Origin of the sequence: Streptomyces sp. NPDC059897 (assembly GCF_042730865.1) — a bacterium.
Taxonomy (GTDB): domain Bacteria; phylum Actinomycetota; class Actinomycetes; order Streptomycetales; family Streptomycetaceae; genus Streptomyces.
Genome location: NZ_JBHWKQ010000019.1, coordinates 133,506 through 148,431, shown reverse-complemented (window position 1 = coordinate 148,431; position 14,926 = coordinate 133,506). Strand labels below are relative to the sequence as shown.

Annotated in this window: 10 protein-coding genes; 5 read left to right on the top strand and 5 right to left on the bottom strand. The window is 70.4% G+C overall.

The window, feature by feature from the left end; translation table 11 throughout:
- Window positions 1-205: 205 nt before the first annotated feature.
- Window positions 206-2,044: an acyl-CoA dehydrogenase gene (locus ACFV9W_RS22135; protein ID WP_385763445.1), complete on the bottom strand. Its 1,839-nt coding sequence runs from the start codon at window positions 2,042-2,044 to the stop codon at window positions 206-208.
- A gap of 195 nt (window positions 2,045-2,239) precedes the next feature.
- On the opposite strand from ACFV9W_RS22135, the gene ACFV9W_RS22130 reads away from it, so the two are divergent.
- The 3 genes from ACFV9W_RS22130 to ACFV9W_RS22120 all read left to right on the top strand — a co-directional run bounded on the left by ACFV9W_RS22130 (window position 2,240) and on the right by ACFV9W_RS22120 (window position 5,043).
- Entirely contained in the window at window positions 2,240-2,698 is a 459-nt protein-coding gene (locus tag ACFV9W_RS22130; protein WP_266711827.1) for an SseB family protein, read from the top strand.
- A 159-nt stretch (window positions 2,699-2,857) separates the two neighbouring features.
- Window positions 2,858-3,826 carry a pirin family protein gene (locus ACFV9W_RS22125; RefSeq protein WP_385763439.1) on the top strand — a complete coding sequence of 323 codons (969 nt, stop codon included), beginning with the start codon at window positions 2,858-2,860 and terminating at the stop codon, window positions 3,824-3,826.
- A 107-nt stretch (window positions 3,827-3,933) separates the two neighbouring features.
- The gene (locus ACFV9W_RS22120; RefSeq protein ID WP_385763437.1) at window positions 3,934-5,043 is read left to right on the top strand and encodes an AI-2E family transporter; all 1,110 of its coding nucleotides are present in this window, start codon (window positions 3,934-3,936) and stop codon (window positions 5,041-5,043) included.
- Here ACFV9W_RS22120 and ACFV9W_RS22115 read toward each other — a convergent pair.
- Window positions 4,962-7,136 (bottom strand): SpoIIE family protein phosphatase, encoded by a 2,175-nt coding sequence (locus tag ACFV9W_RS22115; RefSeq protein ID WP_385763435.1) that lies wholly within the window; start codon window positions 7,134-7,136, stop codon window positions 4,962-4,964. The two genes, ACFV9W_RS22120 and ACFV9W_RS22115, sit on opposite strands and share 82 nt — an antisense overlap.
- A 156-nt stretch (window positions 7,137-7,292) precedes the next feature.
- Between ACFV9W_RS22115 and aspS the strand changes: the two genes are divergently transcribed.
- Window positions 7,293-9,059, top strand: a complete 1,767-nt coding sequence (aspS, locus tag ACFV9W_RS22110) for an aspartate--tRNA ligase (RefSeq protein ID WP_385763433.1) — start codon at window positions 7,293-7,295, stop codon at window positions 9,057-9,059.
- A 330-nt stretch (window positions 9,060-9,389) separates the two neighbouring features.
- Window positions 9,390-9,824 (top strand): Uma2 family endonuclease, encoded by a 435-nt coding sequence (locus ACFV9W_RS22105; RefSeq protein WP_385763431.1) that lies wholly within the window; start codon window positions 9,390-9,392, stop codon window positions 9,822-9,824.
- A 57-nt stretch (window positions 9,825-9,881) separates the two neighbouring features.
- Here the strand turns inward: ACFV9W_RS22105 and metG are convergent, their stop codons facing one another.
- From metG to ACFV9W_RS22090, 3 genes are all read right to left on the bottom strand, one after another.
- On the bottom strand, window positions 9,882-11,612 hold the full coding sequence (metG, locus tag ACFV9W_RS22100) for a methionine--tRNA ligase (protein ID WP_385763429.1): 1,731 nt from the start codon (window positions 11,610-11,612) through the stop codon (window positions 9,882-9,884).
- Between the two features lie 149 nt (window positions 11,613-11,761).
- The gene (locus ACFV9W_RS22095) at window positions 11,762-13,807 is read right to left on the bottom strand and encodes a VWA domain-containing protein (protein ID WP_385763427.1); all 2,046 of its coding nucleotides are present in this window, start codon (window positions 13,805-13,807) and stop codon (window positions 11,762-11,764) included.
- Window positions 13,808-13,954: 147 nt separating this feature from the next.
- Window positions 13,955-14,887, bottom strand: a complete 933-nt coding sequence (locus tag ACFV9W_RS22090) for a LysR family transcriptional regulator (RefSeq protein ID WP_385763425.1) — start codon at window positions 14,885-14,887, stop codon at window positions 13,955-13,957.
- Window positions 14,888-14,926: the final 39 nt, after the last annotated feature.

Sequence of the window (14,926 nt, the reverse complement as noted above, 5' to 3'; positions counted from 1 at the left end):
GGCCCCGGGGGGGTGCCGCTTCGGCGGCGCCCGGCGTTTTCGCCGTGGTCGGTTCCGCCCCGTCCCCCGCCCCCCGGACGGGGCGCGGGGAACTGCGCGCGCAACCATGAGTGGGCGCGTCTGCGGACGAGCTCCGGCCCTGTGGCCAAAGGCGAAGGCCCGTCGCCCCGCGAACGGGGACGGACGGGCCTCACCACGACAGGATCTAGAAGGACGCCTCGTCGAGGTCCATGATGTCGACGCCCGACTCGCTCGTCGTCTGGGCGAGCTTGCGCGCACCCGTGACACCCGGCAGGACGTTCGCGGCGAAGAACTTCGCCGCGGCGATCTTGCCCTGGTAGAACGCGACGTCCTTGCCCGCGGCACCGGAGGCCAGCTTCTCGGCGGCGACGGCCGCGCCCTTGAGAAGCAGGTAGCCGACGACGACGTCACCGGAGGCCATCAGCAGGCGGGTCGTGTTGAGGCCGACCTTGTAGATCGACTTCACGTCCTGCTCGGTGGCGACCAGGTCGTTGATCATGAGGCCGACGATGGCCTCCAGCTCGCCGGCGGCCTTGCCGAGCGTCTCGCGGGCCGCGGTCAGCTCCTCGCCGCCGGTCTCCACGGCGAGGAACTTCTTGATCTCCTCGGAGAGCGCGTTCAGCGCGGCGCCCTGGTTGCGGACGATCTTCCGGAAGAAGAAGTCCTGGCCCTGGATCGCGGTGGTGCCCTCGTAGAGGGTGTCGATCTTCGAGTCCCGGATGTACTGCTCGATCGGGTACTCCTGCAGGAAGCCGGAGCCGCCGAACGTCTGCAGCGACTGGGCGAGCTGCTCGTAGCCCTTCTCGGAGCCGTAGCCCTTGACGATGGGCAGGAGGAGGTCGTTGAGCGCGTGCTCGGCGGTCGCGTCCTCGCCCGCCGCCTCCTTGACCTGGATCGCGTCCTGCACGGAGGCCGTGTAGAGGACGAGCGTGCGCATGCCCTCCGCGTAGGCCTTCTGCGTCATCAGGGAGCGGCGCACGTCCGGGTGGTGCGTGATGGTGACCTTGGGCGCGGTCTTGTCGGTGCTGCGCGCGAGGTCGGAGCCCTGGACGCGCTCCTTGGCGTACTCGAGGGCGTTGAGGTAGCCCGTCGACAGCGTGGAGATCGCCTTCGTGCCGACCATCATGCGGGCGAACTCGATGATGCGGAACATCTGGCGGATGCCGTCGTGCTTGTCGCCGATCAGCCAGCCCTTGGCGGGGTGCTGGTCGCCGAAGGTCATCTCGCACGTGTTGGAGGCCTTGAGGCCCATCTTGTGCTCGACGTTGGTGGCGTAGACGCCGTTGCGCTCGCCCAGCTCGCCGGTCTCCCAGTCGAACTCGAACTTGGGGACGAGGAACAGGGAGAGGCCCTTGGTGCCGGGGCCGTGACCCTCGGGGCGGGCGAGGACGTAGTGGAGGATGTTCTCCGACATGTCGTGCTCACCGGACGTGATGAACCGCTTCACGCCCTCGATGTGCCAGGAGCCGTCCGCCTGCTCGACGGCCTTCGTGCGGCCCGCGCCGACGTCCGAACCGGCGTCCGGCTCGGTCAGGACCATCGTCGAGCCCCACTGCTTCTCGACGGCGATCTCGGCGGCCTTCTTCTGCCGCTCGTTGCCCTCCTCGAAGAGGATCCCGGCGAACGCCGGGCCGGAGGAGTACATCCAGACCGCCGGGTTGGCGCCCAGGATCAGCTCCGCGTGGGCCCAGATCAGGGAGCGGGGGGCGGTGGTGCCGCCGATCTCCTCGGGGAGGCCGAGGCGCCAGTACTCGGCGTCCATGAACGCCTTGTAGGACTTCTTGAAGGAGGCCGGGACCGGCGCCGTGTTGGTCTCCGGGTCGAAGACCGGCGGGTTGCGGTCGGCGTCGGCGAAGGACTCCGCGAGGTCGTTCTCGGAGAGGCGGGCGACCTCTTCGAGGATGCTCTTGGCGGTGTCGACATCCATGTCCCCGAACGGGCCGGTGCCGTACAGCTTGTCGCGGTCGAGCACCTCGAAGAGGTTGAACTCGAGGTCTCGGAGATTCGACTTGTAATGCCCCATGGCGACGGCTCCGTAAAGATCGGGGAGGTGGGTCGTCCGGGTCACCCGGACCGTCCTCGTACGCATACCAACTAGTAACCAACAGGATGCTACCCGCGGGTAATAAGAATCAACCCCCAGTGGGCATCTGTGACGAACTAGGCGCCTTGGCGCTCTCGTACCGCCACCCCCTGGCGCGTCGGTAGTCTTTCCCTCATGTACGGCTACGACCAGAGCCCGGGCGCCGGGCAGCAGCAGTACGCGCCGCCGCAGGGCGGGTACGGGCAGCAGGCTCCGCCGCTGTACCCGGAGCCGTCGCCGCCTTCGCTCACGGACGCGGTCCGCGCGTTCACCACGGGCTCGATGTCCGCCGAGGACTTCCAGCAGATCTTCGCCTCGTCGAAGGTCTACTGCCCGCGCGGCGACAACCCGGGCTTCCTCGCGCTGCACAACACGCAGCAGCCGGTGATCCCGATGTTCAGCACGCTCAAGGAGCTGCGCAGGTACGCGGGCAAGGAGTCCAAGTACTTCGTCATCACCGGCGCCGAGGTGATCGACCTGCTGCCCACCGGGTACGGCTTCGTCCTCGACATGGAGGGCGAGCACCGGATGGTCTTCGACGCGAAGGCGGTCGAGGAGATGGTCGACTTCGCGATGCGCCGCATGTATGGCTAGCCCCGCCACCCCTTGATCGGTTCGTACGGGCCCGGACGCGCCTCGCGTCCGGGCCTTTCGCATGCCCGCGGCCGGGCCGCGGTGCCGCCGGGAATAGCCGGCGACTTGCGGGATGTTCACCGTTCAACTAAATTGATGGCAGACCCCGAGGAGGCCGCCATGCCCGCTGTGACCGTCGAAAACCCGCTGACCCTGCCCCGTGTGGCCGCGCCGGCGGACGCCGTGGCGCGCCCCGTGCTCGCTGTGACGACCGCGCCCAGCGGCTTCGAGGGGGAGGGTTTCCCGGTTCGCCGCGCGTTCGCCGGGATCAACTACAAGCACCTCGACCCGTTCATCATGATGGACCAGATGGGTGAGGTGGAGTACGAGGCCGGCGAGCCCAAGGGCACCCCCTGGCACCCGCACCGCGGCTTCGAGACCGTCACGTACATCATCGACGGCACCTTCATCCACCAGGACTCGCACGGCGGTGGCGGCACCATCACCAACGGCGACACCCAGTGGATGACGGCCGGCTCGGGTCTGCTGCACATCGAGACGCCGCCGGAGTCGCTCGTCATGTCCGGCGGCCTGTTCCACGGCCTCCAGCTGTGGGTCAACCTGCCCGCCAAGGACAAGATGCAGAACCCGCGGTACCAGGACATCCGCGGCGGCCAGGTCAAGCTGCTCACGACCGCCGACGGCGGCGCGCTGCTCCGCGTCATCGCCGGTGAGCTGGACGGCAACGAGGGGCCGGGCATCACGCACACCCCGATCACGATGGTGCACGCCACCGTCCGGCCGGGCGCCGAGGCGACGCTGCCGTGGCGCGAGGACTACAACGGGCTGGTGTACGTGCTCGCGGGCAAGGGCACCGTCGGTGCCGACCGGCGTCCCGTGCACACGGGGCAGACCGCCGTGTTCGGCGCGGGCTCGTCCCTGACCGTGCGCGCCGACGAGTCGCAGGACGCGAACACCCCCGACCTCGAAGTGGTCATCCTGGGCGGGCAGCCGATCCGTGAGCCGATGGCGCACTACGGCCCGTTCGTGATGAACAACAAGGCCGAGCTCCAGCAGGCCTTCGACGACTTCCAGGCCGGAAAGCTCGGCGTCATCCCCAGCAAGGAGCGCCTGCCGCACACCAGCTGACGCACCAGCAGAAGCGACGCGAGTAGTGACGCGAGAAGTGACGCCCCGTCACTCGGCCGGACCCGGCCGGGAGGCGGGGCGTTCGCGCGCCGTGATCAACTGGCTTGGTGCAGACCGGTAAGCCACTCCTCCCCGATCCCGCCCGCCGCCTCGCCGCCTGGTGCGTCGTCGTCCTGCTCGTCGTGGGCGTCGCCGCCGTCGGTATCGCGCTGGTCATCATCTTCCAGTCGGCCGTCACGCCCGTGCTGCTCGCGCTGCTCGGCACCGCGCTGCTCGGCCCGGTCTTCGAGTGGCTGACCAAGCTCAAACTGCCGCGCGCGCTGGCCGCCATCCTCACCTGCGTCGCGCTCGTCGCCGTGGTCGGCGGCGCCGGCTACATCGTGGTCACCGCGCTGATCGACACCGGCGAGCAGATCGTCGACTCGCTGAGGCAGGCCGGGGACTGGCTCAGGGAACACGTGGGCATCGTCGGCGCCGACGACCTCGGCAACGTCGCCGACAACGCCAAGGACCAGGTCGGCAAGTGGGGCTCCAACCTGGCCGGCGGGGTGATCGCCGGGCTCTCCGCGCTCGGTTCGCTGCTCGCCACCAGCGTGCTCGCGCTGCTGCTCACCTTCTTCTTCCTGAAGGACTCCAACCGGGCCACGGGGCTCGCGCGCAGCATCGCCCCGCACCACGGCGAGATCCTGGAGGCCATGGGGCGGCGGGCCTTCGAGGCGATCTCCGGATTCATGCGCGGCACGACGTTCATCGCGCTCATCGACGCCATCTGCATCACGGTCGGGCTGCTGATCCTCCAGGTGCCGGGCGCGGTCGGGCTCGGCGCTCTGGTCTTCGTCGGCGCGTACATCCCCTACCTCGGCGCGACCCTGTCCGGGGCCGTCGCCGTGCTCGTGGCGCTCGCCGACCGGGGGCTGATCATCGCCCTGTGGACGCTCGGGGTGATCCTCGCCGTGCAGCAGCTGGAGGGGCACATCCTGCAGCCGATGATCCAGTCGCGGACCGTCCAGATGCACCCCGCGATGGTGATGCTGGCGATCACGGCGGGCGCGGCGGTCGCGGGCATTCTCGGGATGCTGCTGGCGGTGCCGCTGGTGGCCGCCGCGTTCGGTGTCCTCGGGGAGTTGAGGAGGCGTTACGCGCCGGAGGAGGCGGTCGAGGACCCCTCCCCGGTTTCACGTGAAACGGGCGCCGCCGGGTCCTCCGAGGGTTCGTAGAGCTCGAACCAGATGCTCTTGCCCTCGCCCCGCGGGTCCACGCCCCAGCGGTCGGCGAGCAGCTCCATCAGCACCAGACCGCGCCCCGACGACGCCAGCTCGCCGGGGCGTCGCTTGTGCGGCAGGTCGTCGGAGGCGTCCGCGACCTCCACGCGCAGCCGGCGGGGTTCCGCGCCGTGCCGGGTCATCTCGGCGACCAGGAGCGCGTCCCCGTCCGTGTGCACCAGGACGTTGGTGACCATCTCGGAGACGAGCAGCACCGCCGAGTCCATCTGATCCGGGTCGGACCAGTCGTGCAGCAGCTCGCGCAGCTGCTGGCGGGCCGCCGCGATCCGCTCGGGCTCGGCCTGGGCGATGGTCATCGCGGTGCGCCGGGCCACGGTGGGACCGGCCGGCTGGGCGGTGCGGCGCAGCAGCAACAGCGCGATGTCGTCCTCGCGACGGTCCGCGAGCGGTCCCGTGGTGTGGTGCGAGGAGGGGCCGTGGACCGCCTGCACCAGGGCGTCGGCCATTTCCTCCAGGCGCTCGTCAGGGCCGGACTCCAGGGCCGCGCGGATCCTCGACCAGCCGGTGTCGAGGTCGTGCCCGCCCGTCTCGATCAGCCCGTCCGTGCAGATGAGCAGCGTCTCGCCGGGTTCGAGGACGAGGCGGGTCGTCGGGTAGTCCGCGTCGGGGTCGACGCCGAGCGGCAGTCCGCCCGCGGTGGGGCGGACGAGGACGGTGCCGTCGGCCATCCGGATCGCGGGGTCCGGGTGGCCGGCGCGGGCGATCTCCAGGACGCCGGTGGCGGGGTCGGCCTGGACGTAGAGGCAGGTCGCGAAGCGCGGGTCGGCCCCGGGCTCGTCGGTGTCGCCGATGCCGTGCAGGAAGCGGGAGGCGCGGGAGAGCACGGCGTCGGGCCTGTGCCCCTCGGAGGCGTACGCGCGCAGGGCCACCCGGAGCTGCCCCATCAGGCCCGCCGCGCGCACGTCGTGGCCCTGTACGTCGCCGATGACCAGGGCGATGCCGCCGCCGGGCAGCGGGATCATGTCGTACCAGTCGCCGCCGACCTGGAGGCCGCCGCCGGTCGGCACGTAGCGGGCGGCGATGGTCATGCCCGGGATCTCGGGGCCGATCGAGGGCAGCATCGTCTTCTGCAGGCCGTCGGTGAGCTCCCGCTCGGACTCGGCGACCCCGGCCCTGGAGAGGGCCTGCGCCAGCATCCGCGCGACCGTGGTGAGGACCGAGCGCTCGTCGGGCGTGAAGGACACCGGGTAGGTGAAGCCCGCCATCCAGGCGCCGATCGTGTGGCCCGCGACGATCAGCGGCAGGAACGCCCACGACTTCCGCTCGAAGCGGGCGGCCAGCGGCCAGGCCGCGGGGTAGCGGGCGCGGTACTCCTCCGGCGACGACAGATAGACCGCGCGCCCGGTGCGGACGACCTCGGCGCCCGGATAGTCCGTGGCCAGGTCCATGTCGGTGAACGGGGACTCGTCGCCGTCCTCCTGGCCGTGGTGCCCGATGACGGTGAGCCGGTCGCCCGCGACGCCGAACACCGCGAGGCCGTCCGGCGAGAACCCCGGCATGGAGAGCCCCGCGGCGACCCGCAGCACCTCCTCCGTGGACCCGGCCTCGGCGAGCGCCCGCCCCGCGTCCAGCAGGAAGGCCTCCCGCGAGCGCCGCCAGTCGCCGGTCACCGGGGTGCGCGAGGCGGCCTCCGGCGGCGGCTCGGAGACCTCCTGGAGCGTGCCGATCAGCTCGTACGAGTCCGGGGCGTCGCCGTGCGCGATCGGCTTGGAGCGGCTGCGCACGGTGCGCAGCACCCGGCCCTTGCCGTCCATGACGCGCAGCCGGGCCTCGGCGAGGGTGCCCTCGGCGACGGCGAGCTGCACGATCCCGTCTATCTCGTTCCAGTCGACCGGATGGAAACGGGCGCGGGCGGCGGACTCCGTCAGGGCGACCTGCTCGCCTCCGGGGATGGTGGGCAGGCCGATCAGCCGGGCGGCCTCGGCGTCGAAAGTGACGAGCCCCGCCCGGTTGTCCCATCGCCACAGCCCGGTGGCCAGAGCGGCGAGGACGTCCTCCACAGGAGGGAGGGGCTCACCAGTGCGCATTGCCCCACTCTAGAAAGAGGTGATCGCCGGGTGCCACCAGAGGCACGGCCGGGCGGGGCCGACGGGCCGCCCGGAGCGGCCGCTGTGCCCGGTACGCTTGGGGGGATCCCGGTTGTCTCCCGGGGAACCCCAAGTGCAAAGGCTGGATGAACGACGATGCATCGGTACAGGTCCCACACCTGCGGCGAGCTCCGCGCCACTGACGTCGGCTCCGACGTCCGGCTGAGCGGCTGGCTGCACAATCGCCGAGACCTGGGCGGCATCCTCTTCATCGATCTGCGCGACCACTACGGCATCACGCAGCTCGTCGCCCGTCCGGGCACCAAGGCCGCCGAGGTCCTCGACAAGCTGACCAAGGAAACGGTCGTCCGGATCGACGGCAAGGTCGTCTCCCGCGGCGCGGACAACGTGAACCCGGAGCTGCCCACCGGCGAGGTCGAGATCGAGGCCTCCGACGTCGAGGTGCTCGGCGGCGCGCAGCAGCTGCCGTTCCAGATCAACCAGGACGACGGGGTGGGCGAGGAGCGCCGCCTGGAGTACCGCTTCCTGGACCTGCGCCGCGAGCGCATGCACCGCAACATCATGCTGCGCAGCGAGGTCATCGCCTCGATCCGCTCGAAGATGGTCAACCTCGGCTTCAACGAGATGGCGACGCCGATCCTCGCCGCGACCTCCCCCGAGGGCGCCCGCGACTTCGTCGTCCCGTCCCGCCTGAACCCGGGCAAGTTCTACGCCCTCCCCCAGGCGCCGCAGCAGTTCAAGCAGCTGCTGATGATCTCGGGCTTCGACCGCTACTTCCAGATCGCGCCGTGCTTCCGCGACGAGGACGCGCGCGCGGACCGTTCGCCGGGCGAGTTCTACCAGCTCGACATCGAGATGAGCTTCGTCGAGCAGGAAGACGTCTTCCGCCCGATCGAGAAGCTCATGACGGAGATCTTCACGGAGTTCGGCAACGGCCGCGAGGTCACGAGCCCCTTCCCCCGCATCCCGTTCCGCGAGTCGATGCTGAAGTACGGCAACGACAAGCCGGACCTGCGCGCCAAGCTCGAACTCGTCGACATCACCGACGTGTTCGCGGACTCCGAGTTCAAGGCGTTCGCCGGCAAACACGTGCGCGCGCTGCCCGTCCCGGACACCGCCTCCCAGTCCCGCAAGTTCTTCGACGGCCTCGGTGACTACGCGGTCGAGCAGGGCGCGAAGGGCCTCGCCTGGATCCGCGTCGGCGAGGACGGCTCGTTCGCCGGCCCGATCGCCAAGTTCCTCACCGAGGAGAACGTCAAGGTCCTCACCGAGCGCCTCGGCCTCAAGGCCGGCCACGCCGTGTTCTTCGGCGCGGGCGAGTTCGACGAGGTCTCGAAGATCATGGGCGCGGTCCGCGTCGAGGCCGCCAAGCGCGCCGGCCACTTCGAGGAGGGCGTCTTCCGCTTCTGCTGGATCGTCGACTTCCCGATGTACGAGAAGGACGAGGAGACCGGCAAGATCGACTTCTCCCACAACCCGTTCTCCATGCCGCAGGGCGGCATGCAGGACCTGGAGGAGAAGGACCCGCTGGACATCCTGGCCTGGCAGTACGACATCGTCTGCAACGGCACGGAGCTGTCCTCCGGCGCGATCCGGAACCACGAGCCGGAGATCATGCTCAAGGCCTTCGAGATCGCGGGCTACGACCGCGACACCGTCGAGGCCGAGTTCGCGGGCATGCTCCGCGCGTTCCGCTTCGGCGCCCCGCCGCACGGCGGGATCGCCCCGGGCGTCGACCGCATCGTCATGCTCCTCGCCGACGAGCCGAACATCCGGGAGACCATCTCCTTCCCGCTGAACGGCAACGCGCAGGACCTGATGATGGGCGCGCCCACCGAGCTGGACGAGTCCCGCCTGCGCGAACTCAACATCCAGCTGCGCAAGCCGGTCGAGAAGAAGTAACCGGCTCCGTACGGCAGTTCACGCCCAGGGCCCCCGCTCCGCATGCCGGAGCGGGGGCCCTGGGCGTTGTCGCCTCACAAGGGCTCACCTTCCGTGATCGACGGGGCGTTGTCAGTGACGCCCAGTACCTTGAACGTGATGCCTGATCCGCGACGACGAGGATGGGGAGGCCGTCATGAGGCCCGTGGCGGAGCGGTCTCCAATGGCGTTGAGCCAGGAGGAGTTCGAGGAACTGGACCGGCTGGCCGTGAAGGTGAGCGACGCGCTGCGGCTGGAGTTCACGGGTGGGCGCATCCGGGAAAGCCGCTGCCGGACGGCAACCACAGCACGATGGTCGCCTGGGCCGCCCGGGAGTTCGCGTCGGCCGATCCGGGGTGGTGGCTGACTTCTGGGCGAGGGCTGCGCGTAGGGGCGCGTGGGGAGGACAACGTCAGGCCGGACGGCACGCTCGCGCGGAGCGAGACCTTCCTGGGGCAGGGAGAGTGGGCGCCCACCGGCGGGGTTCTGATGGTCCTCGACGCGACGTCGCACGACGCGGAGACCAGCTGCCGGGACCGGACGGAGAAGCCCCGCCTCTACGCGGAGTCAGGCATTTCCGTCTACCTGCTGATCGACCGGGACACGTGCGAGGTCAAGGTCCACTCGCAGCCGGACGGGGTGCGGTACGAGCAGGTGGTGACGGTGCCGTTCGGGAAGACCGTCGCGCTGCCCGAGCCGGTGGGGATCGAGCTGGACACCGAGCCGCTCAAGGACTGGGCACGCTGAGCAGTGCGAAGGGCTCGGAACCGGGGATCAGTTCCGGGCCCTTCGCGTCTGTGTGCCTTACGCCTCCGGCTCGCCGCCGAAGCGGTCCTTGTAGGAGGCCAGGTCCTCGTCGGTGATCTTGGCGAAGAGGACCGGGGGGACCGTGAAGGGGGTGCCGGCGGGGACCGTCGTCAGGGACGAGGCCTCCTCGGGGGTGACCCAGCGGGCGTCGTCGCCGGGCAGGTCGAACGCGGCGCGCATCGCGGCGGCCGACGCCGGGATGAAGGGCTCGGAGACCACCGCGTAGAGGCGGATGAGGTTCATCGCCGTGCGCAGCGTGAGGGCCGCGGCGTCCTTGTCGGTCTTGATCTCCAGCCAGGGGGCCTTCTCCTCCAGGTAGGAGTTGCCCGCCGACCACAGGGCGCGCAGCGCCGCCGCGGCCTTGCGGAACTGGAGGGCCTCCATCTGGGTCTCGTACTCGGCGAGGAGGGTGGAGATCTCCTGGCCCAGCTTGGTCTCGGCCTCGCCCGGGGTGCCGCCCTCGGGGACGTCGTCGCCGAAGCGCTTGCGGGAGAAGGACAGGACGCGGTTGACGAAGTTGCCGAGGGTGTCGGCCAGGTCCTTGTTCACCGTCGCCGTGAAGTGCTCCCAGGTGAAGGAGGAGTCGTCGGACTCGGGGGCGTTGGCGATCAGGAAGTAGCGCCAGTAGTCCGCCGGGAGGATCTCCAGGGCCTGGTCGGTGAAGACACCGCGCTTCTGCGACGTGGAGAACTTGCCGCCGTAGTACGTCAGCCAGTTGAAGGCCTTGAGGTAGTCGACCTTCTTCCACGGCTCCCGGATGCCCATCTCCGTGGCCGGGAACATGACGGAGTGGAACGGGACGTTGTCCTTCGCCATGAACTCCGTGTAGCGGACGTCCGAGGCGCCGGCCGGCTCGTACCACCACGACTTCCAGTCGCGGGTCTCACCGTCGGGGGCCTGGTCGGCCCATTCCTTCGTCGCGCCGATGTACTCGATCGGGGCGTCGAACCATACGTAGAAGACCTTGCCCTCGGCCGCCAGCTCCGGCCACGTGTCCGCCGGGACCGGGACGCCCCAGTCCAGGTCACGGGTGATCGAGCGGTCGTTGAGACCCTCGGTCAGCCACTTGCGGGCGATGGAGGACGCGAGGTGCGGCCACTCGCCCGCGACCTCGTCGATCCACGCCTCGACCTCGACCTGGAGCTTCGACTGGAGCAGGAAGAGGTGCTTGGTCTCGCGGATCTCCAGGTCCGTGGAGCCGGAGATGGCGGAGCGCGGGTCGATCAGGTCCGTCGGGTCGAGGACGCGCGTGCAGTTCTCGCACTGGTCGCCGCGGGCCTTGTCGTAGCCGCAGTGCGGGCAGGTGCCCTCGACGTAGCGGTCCGGCAGGAAGCGCTCGTCGGCCGGGCTGTAGACCTGGCGGATGGCGCGCTCTTCGATGAACCCGTTCTCGTTCAGCTTGCGGGCGAAGTGCTGGGTGATCTCCGCGTTCTGCTCCGAGGAGCTGCGGCCGAAGTGGTCGAAGGCGAGACCGAACCCGTCGTAGACCGCCTTCTGCGCGTCGTGCGCCTGCGCGCAGAACTCGGCGACCGGAATGCCCTGCTCCTTGGCCGCCAGCTCGGCGGGGGTGCCGTGCTCGTCCGTCGCGCAGATGTAGAGGACCTCGTGGTCGCGCTGGCGCAGGTAACGGGCGTACACGTCGGCCGGGAGCATGGACCCCACCATGTTGCCCAGGTGCTTGATCCCGTTGATGTACGGAAGGGCGCTGGTGATGAGGTGTCGAGCCATCGGGGGCTGCTCCCGGGTTGTGACGTGGGTGGAATCTAGAAATCGTAGCCGACATGGGGCGGCCGCCCGCGCGGTGTTTACTGCGCGGACGGCCATGGGGTATCGGGGCCCTGCTGAGCGGGGTTGCCGGTGGGCTGCGGGGCGGGGGGCTACGGGCGCCAGGCCTCCAGGAGGCCCTTGTAGAGCTCCGCGTCCGTGAGCTCCAGCGGGGTCTCGCCCGCGTGGAAGACCGCGGTGTTCTCCGCCTTCAGCTTGCGGAGGTAGTCGAAGTTCTTCGAGTCCGGGTCGCCGAACGTCACGAACTGGAAGAAGATCGGGTGCGCGGACGCTGCCGCGAGGGCCTCGTTCGCCGGGCGCTGGACGTCCGGGGGGCCGTCCGTCTGGAAGATCACCAGGGCGGGGGCGGTCGGGTCGTCCGACTTCTCGTGGTGCGCGACGATCTCCTCGATCGCGCGGTGGTAGCTGGTGCGGCCCATCCGGCCCGCCTCCGCGTGCCAGGCGTCGACCTTGCCCTCGTACGCGTCCAGGGTGAGGTCGCCGGAGGCGTCGATGTCCGTCGAGAAGATCACCGTGTGGACGGTGGGGGTCGTGCGGGCGTCGAGGTGGGCGGCGAGTGCGACGGTCTGCTCCGCGAGGGCGGCGGTCGAGCCGTTCTTGTAGTACGAGCGCATGGAGCCGGAGCGGTCCAGGACGAGGTAGACCGTGGCGCGGGTGCCGGTGAGGCCGTTCTTCTTCAGGGCCGTGCCGGCGGCGGAGTGGGCGGCCACCAGTCCGGGAGCGCGGGTCTTTACCTTGGCGGGGGTGTGGGCGGGCTTGCCGGCCTTCTCGGGCTGGGCCGGGGTCTTTGCCGGGGCGGGGTCGGCGTTTTCGGTGTTCTCCGCCTGCGCCGGAGTCTTTGCCGCGACGGGGGCGACCTCTTCGGTCTTGTCGGCCTGCGCCGGGGTGCCGTCTTCGGTGGCCTGCGCCGGGGCGGGCTCCGTTGCCTCGACGGGGTCGGCGCCCTTGTCCTCTTCGGCCTGTACCGGGGGCTGTGCCCACCCGTCCCGCCCTGCGGGACGCTTGCCCACAGCGGGGTCGGCCTGACCTTCGGCGTCGTCCGTGGGCTCGCCCACGGCGGGCGCCGTGTCTTCGGCGTCGTCCGTCGCCTTGGTCCCGGTTTCCGAGGCGGACGGTACGGCCTCTTCCTCGGCCGCAGCGGCGGCCTTGGGCTCGACCGTCTCCGCGTCGTCCTCCGCAGGCGCGGCAGCCGCAGCCGCAGCCTCCGCCTTGGGCTCGGCGGCAGTGGTCTCCTCCGCCTTCGGCTCGACCGGAGCCTGCTCCTGAGCCGGAGCGGATTCCTCAGCCTTGGCGTCCTCAACCGGAGCGGGCTCCTCGGCGGCAGTCGGCTTCTCAGCCGGAGCCGACTTCTCAACCGGCGCCGAGTCCTCAGCCTTGACGTCCTCAACCGGAGCGGGCTCCTCGGCCGGAGCCTGCTCCTCGGCGGCAGTCGGCTTCTCAGCCGGAGCCGACTTCTCAACCGGCGCCGAGTCCTCAGCCTTGACGTCCTCAACCGGAGCGGGCTTCTCGGCCGGAGCCTGCTCCTCGGCGGCAGTCGGCTTCTCAGCCGGAGCCGACTTCTCAACCGGCGCCGAGTCCTCAGCCTTGACGTCCTCAACCGGAGCGGGCTTCTCGGCCGGAGCCTGCTCCTCGGCGGCAGTCGGCTTCTCAGCCGGAGCCGACTTCTCAACCGGAGTGGACTCCTCAGCCTTGGCGTCCTCAACCGGAGCGGGCTTCTCAGCCGCAGCCTGCTCCTCGGCCGGAGCTGAGTCCTCAGACGCAACCGAGTCCTCAACCGGCGCCGAGTCCCCAACCGGAGCCGAGCCCTCAGCCGGCGCCGAGTCCTCAACCGCAGCCGAGTCCTCAACCGGCGCCGACTCCTCAACCGGCGCCGACTCCTCAGACGCAACCGACCCCTCAGCTGCAACCGGCTCCTCGGTCGTCGCCCCCGACACCCGCTCGCCCCCCACCGGAGGTGACGGCTTCGGGACCGAGATGTTGTCGAAGGCGGCCGAGACCAGGTCGTCCGCTTCGCCCTTGGAGGGGGCGGGGACCGTGGGCGGGTCCGTGGTGGCGGGCGCTGGGTCCGCGGCGGCAGCGGTCTCGTCTTTTTTGCGCGACCGCCCGAACGCGTTCCGCAGCAGATCCAGAATGCCCATGTGCGCAACCTTCCGCATGAGTTGTCCCCGACGTCCCTGGAACCCCTGGCCAGGGCGGACACGTAAGGTTAGCCGCCACAGGCTGTGATCTTGGGCAGGGTCGGGTCGTTCGACCGAGCGGACAACTGCCGCCCTTTCTGTGCGGTTTCAGTCGATCACGCCCGACTCCGTGAGTCGTGTCCGATACGCCGGTGACTGGTGTGCCGACTCCCAATAGGCCTCCCGCAGGGCCGGCAGCACCGCGTCCAGGACGGGCGCGGAGCGGGCCGCGAGGAGTAGCCGGACCGCCACCGGGTCGCCCTCCAGGGGGCGGATCGCCATGTCGGGGCGGGCGAGGGACGTCGGCTGGCAGAGCGTCACCACCTCGCCGGTCGCGACGAGGTTGGAGGCGGTCAGGTAATCACCGTGCAGGACACGCGGGTTGACGCCCGCCGAGCGGAACGCGCGGAGCAGGCCGTCCCATTCGCCGTCCACCGTCGGGTCGATCATCCAGCGGTCCTCCGCCAGGTCGGCGAGCCGGACGACGGGGCCGCGGGCCGCCGGGTGGTCCGCCGGAAGCGATACGTACTGGGGTTCGCGGGCCAGGAGGACCTTGCAGGTCAGGGACTCCGGAATGCGGAGCGGGCTGCCCTCCACCTCGTGGACGAACGCCACGTCGAGGTCGCCCTCTGCCACCAGGCGCAGCAGCGCGTGCGCCGAGACGTCCATGCGCAGCGAGGGCTCGTGCGGTGAACTCGCGCGCAGGCGGCGCAGCCAGCCCGGTATCGCGCGGCTGGCCGTGGAGCCGATGCGCAGCAGGCCGTCGACCGAGTCCTGTGCCATCGCGCGGGTCTCGTCGACGAGTGCCCGCAGGTCGTCCACCAGCGGCCGGGCCCGGGTGAGCAGGGTGCGGCCGAGCGGGGTGGGGCGGCAGCCGGTGCGCTCGCGGACGAAGAGGTGGCCGCCGAGGTGGTCCTCGATACGGCGCAGCTGGGTGCTGAGCGCGGGCTGGGTCATGCCCAGGTGCCGGGCCGCCTTGTGCAGGCTGCCGGTGTCCTCGATCGCGCACAGGACGCGCAGGTGCCGCACCTCCAGCTCCATGAGCGTCGAGCGTAGGCGGGTACCGTGCGCCGCACCAGG

Coding starts and splice junctions, on each gene's coding strand:
- ACFV9W_RS22135 (WP_385763445.1), bottom strand. CDS start 2,044: ATGGGGCATTACAAGTCGAATCTCCGAGACCTCGAGTTCAACCTCTTC.
- ACFV9W_RS22130 (WP_266711827.1), top strand. CDS start 2,240: ATGTACGGCTACGACCAGAGCCCGGGCGCCGGGCAGCAGCAGTACGCG.
- ACFV9W_RS22125 (WP_385763439.1), top strand. CDS start 2,858: ATGCCCGCTGTGACCGTCGAAAACCCGCTGACCCTGCCCCGTGTGGCC.
- ACFV9W_RS22115 (WP_385763435.1), bottom strand. CDS start 7,136: ATGCGCACTGGTGAGCCCCTCCCTCCTGTGGAGGACGTCCTCGCCGCT.
- aspS (WP_385763433.1), top strand. CDS start 7,293: ATGCATCGGTACAGGTCCCACACCTGCGGCGAGCTCCGCGCCACTGAC.
- ACFV9W_RS22105 (WP_385763431.1), top strand. CDS start 9,390: ATGGTCGCCTGGGCCGCCCGGGAGTTCGCGTCGGCCGATCCGGGGTGG.
- metG (WP_385763429.1), bottom strand. CDS start 11,612: ATGGCTCGACACCTCATCACCAGCGCCCTTCCGTACATCAACGGGATC.
- ACFV9W_RS22095 (WP_385763427.1), bottom strand. CDS start 13,807: ATGGGCATTCTGGATCTGCTGCGGAACGCGTTCGGGCGGTCGCGCAAA.
- ACFV9W_RS22090 (WP_385763425.1), bottom strand. CDS start 14,887: ATGGAGCTGGAGGTGCGGCACCTGCGCGTCCTGTGCGCGATCGAGGAC.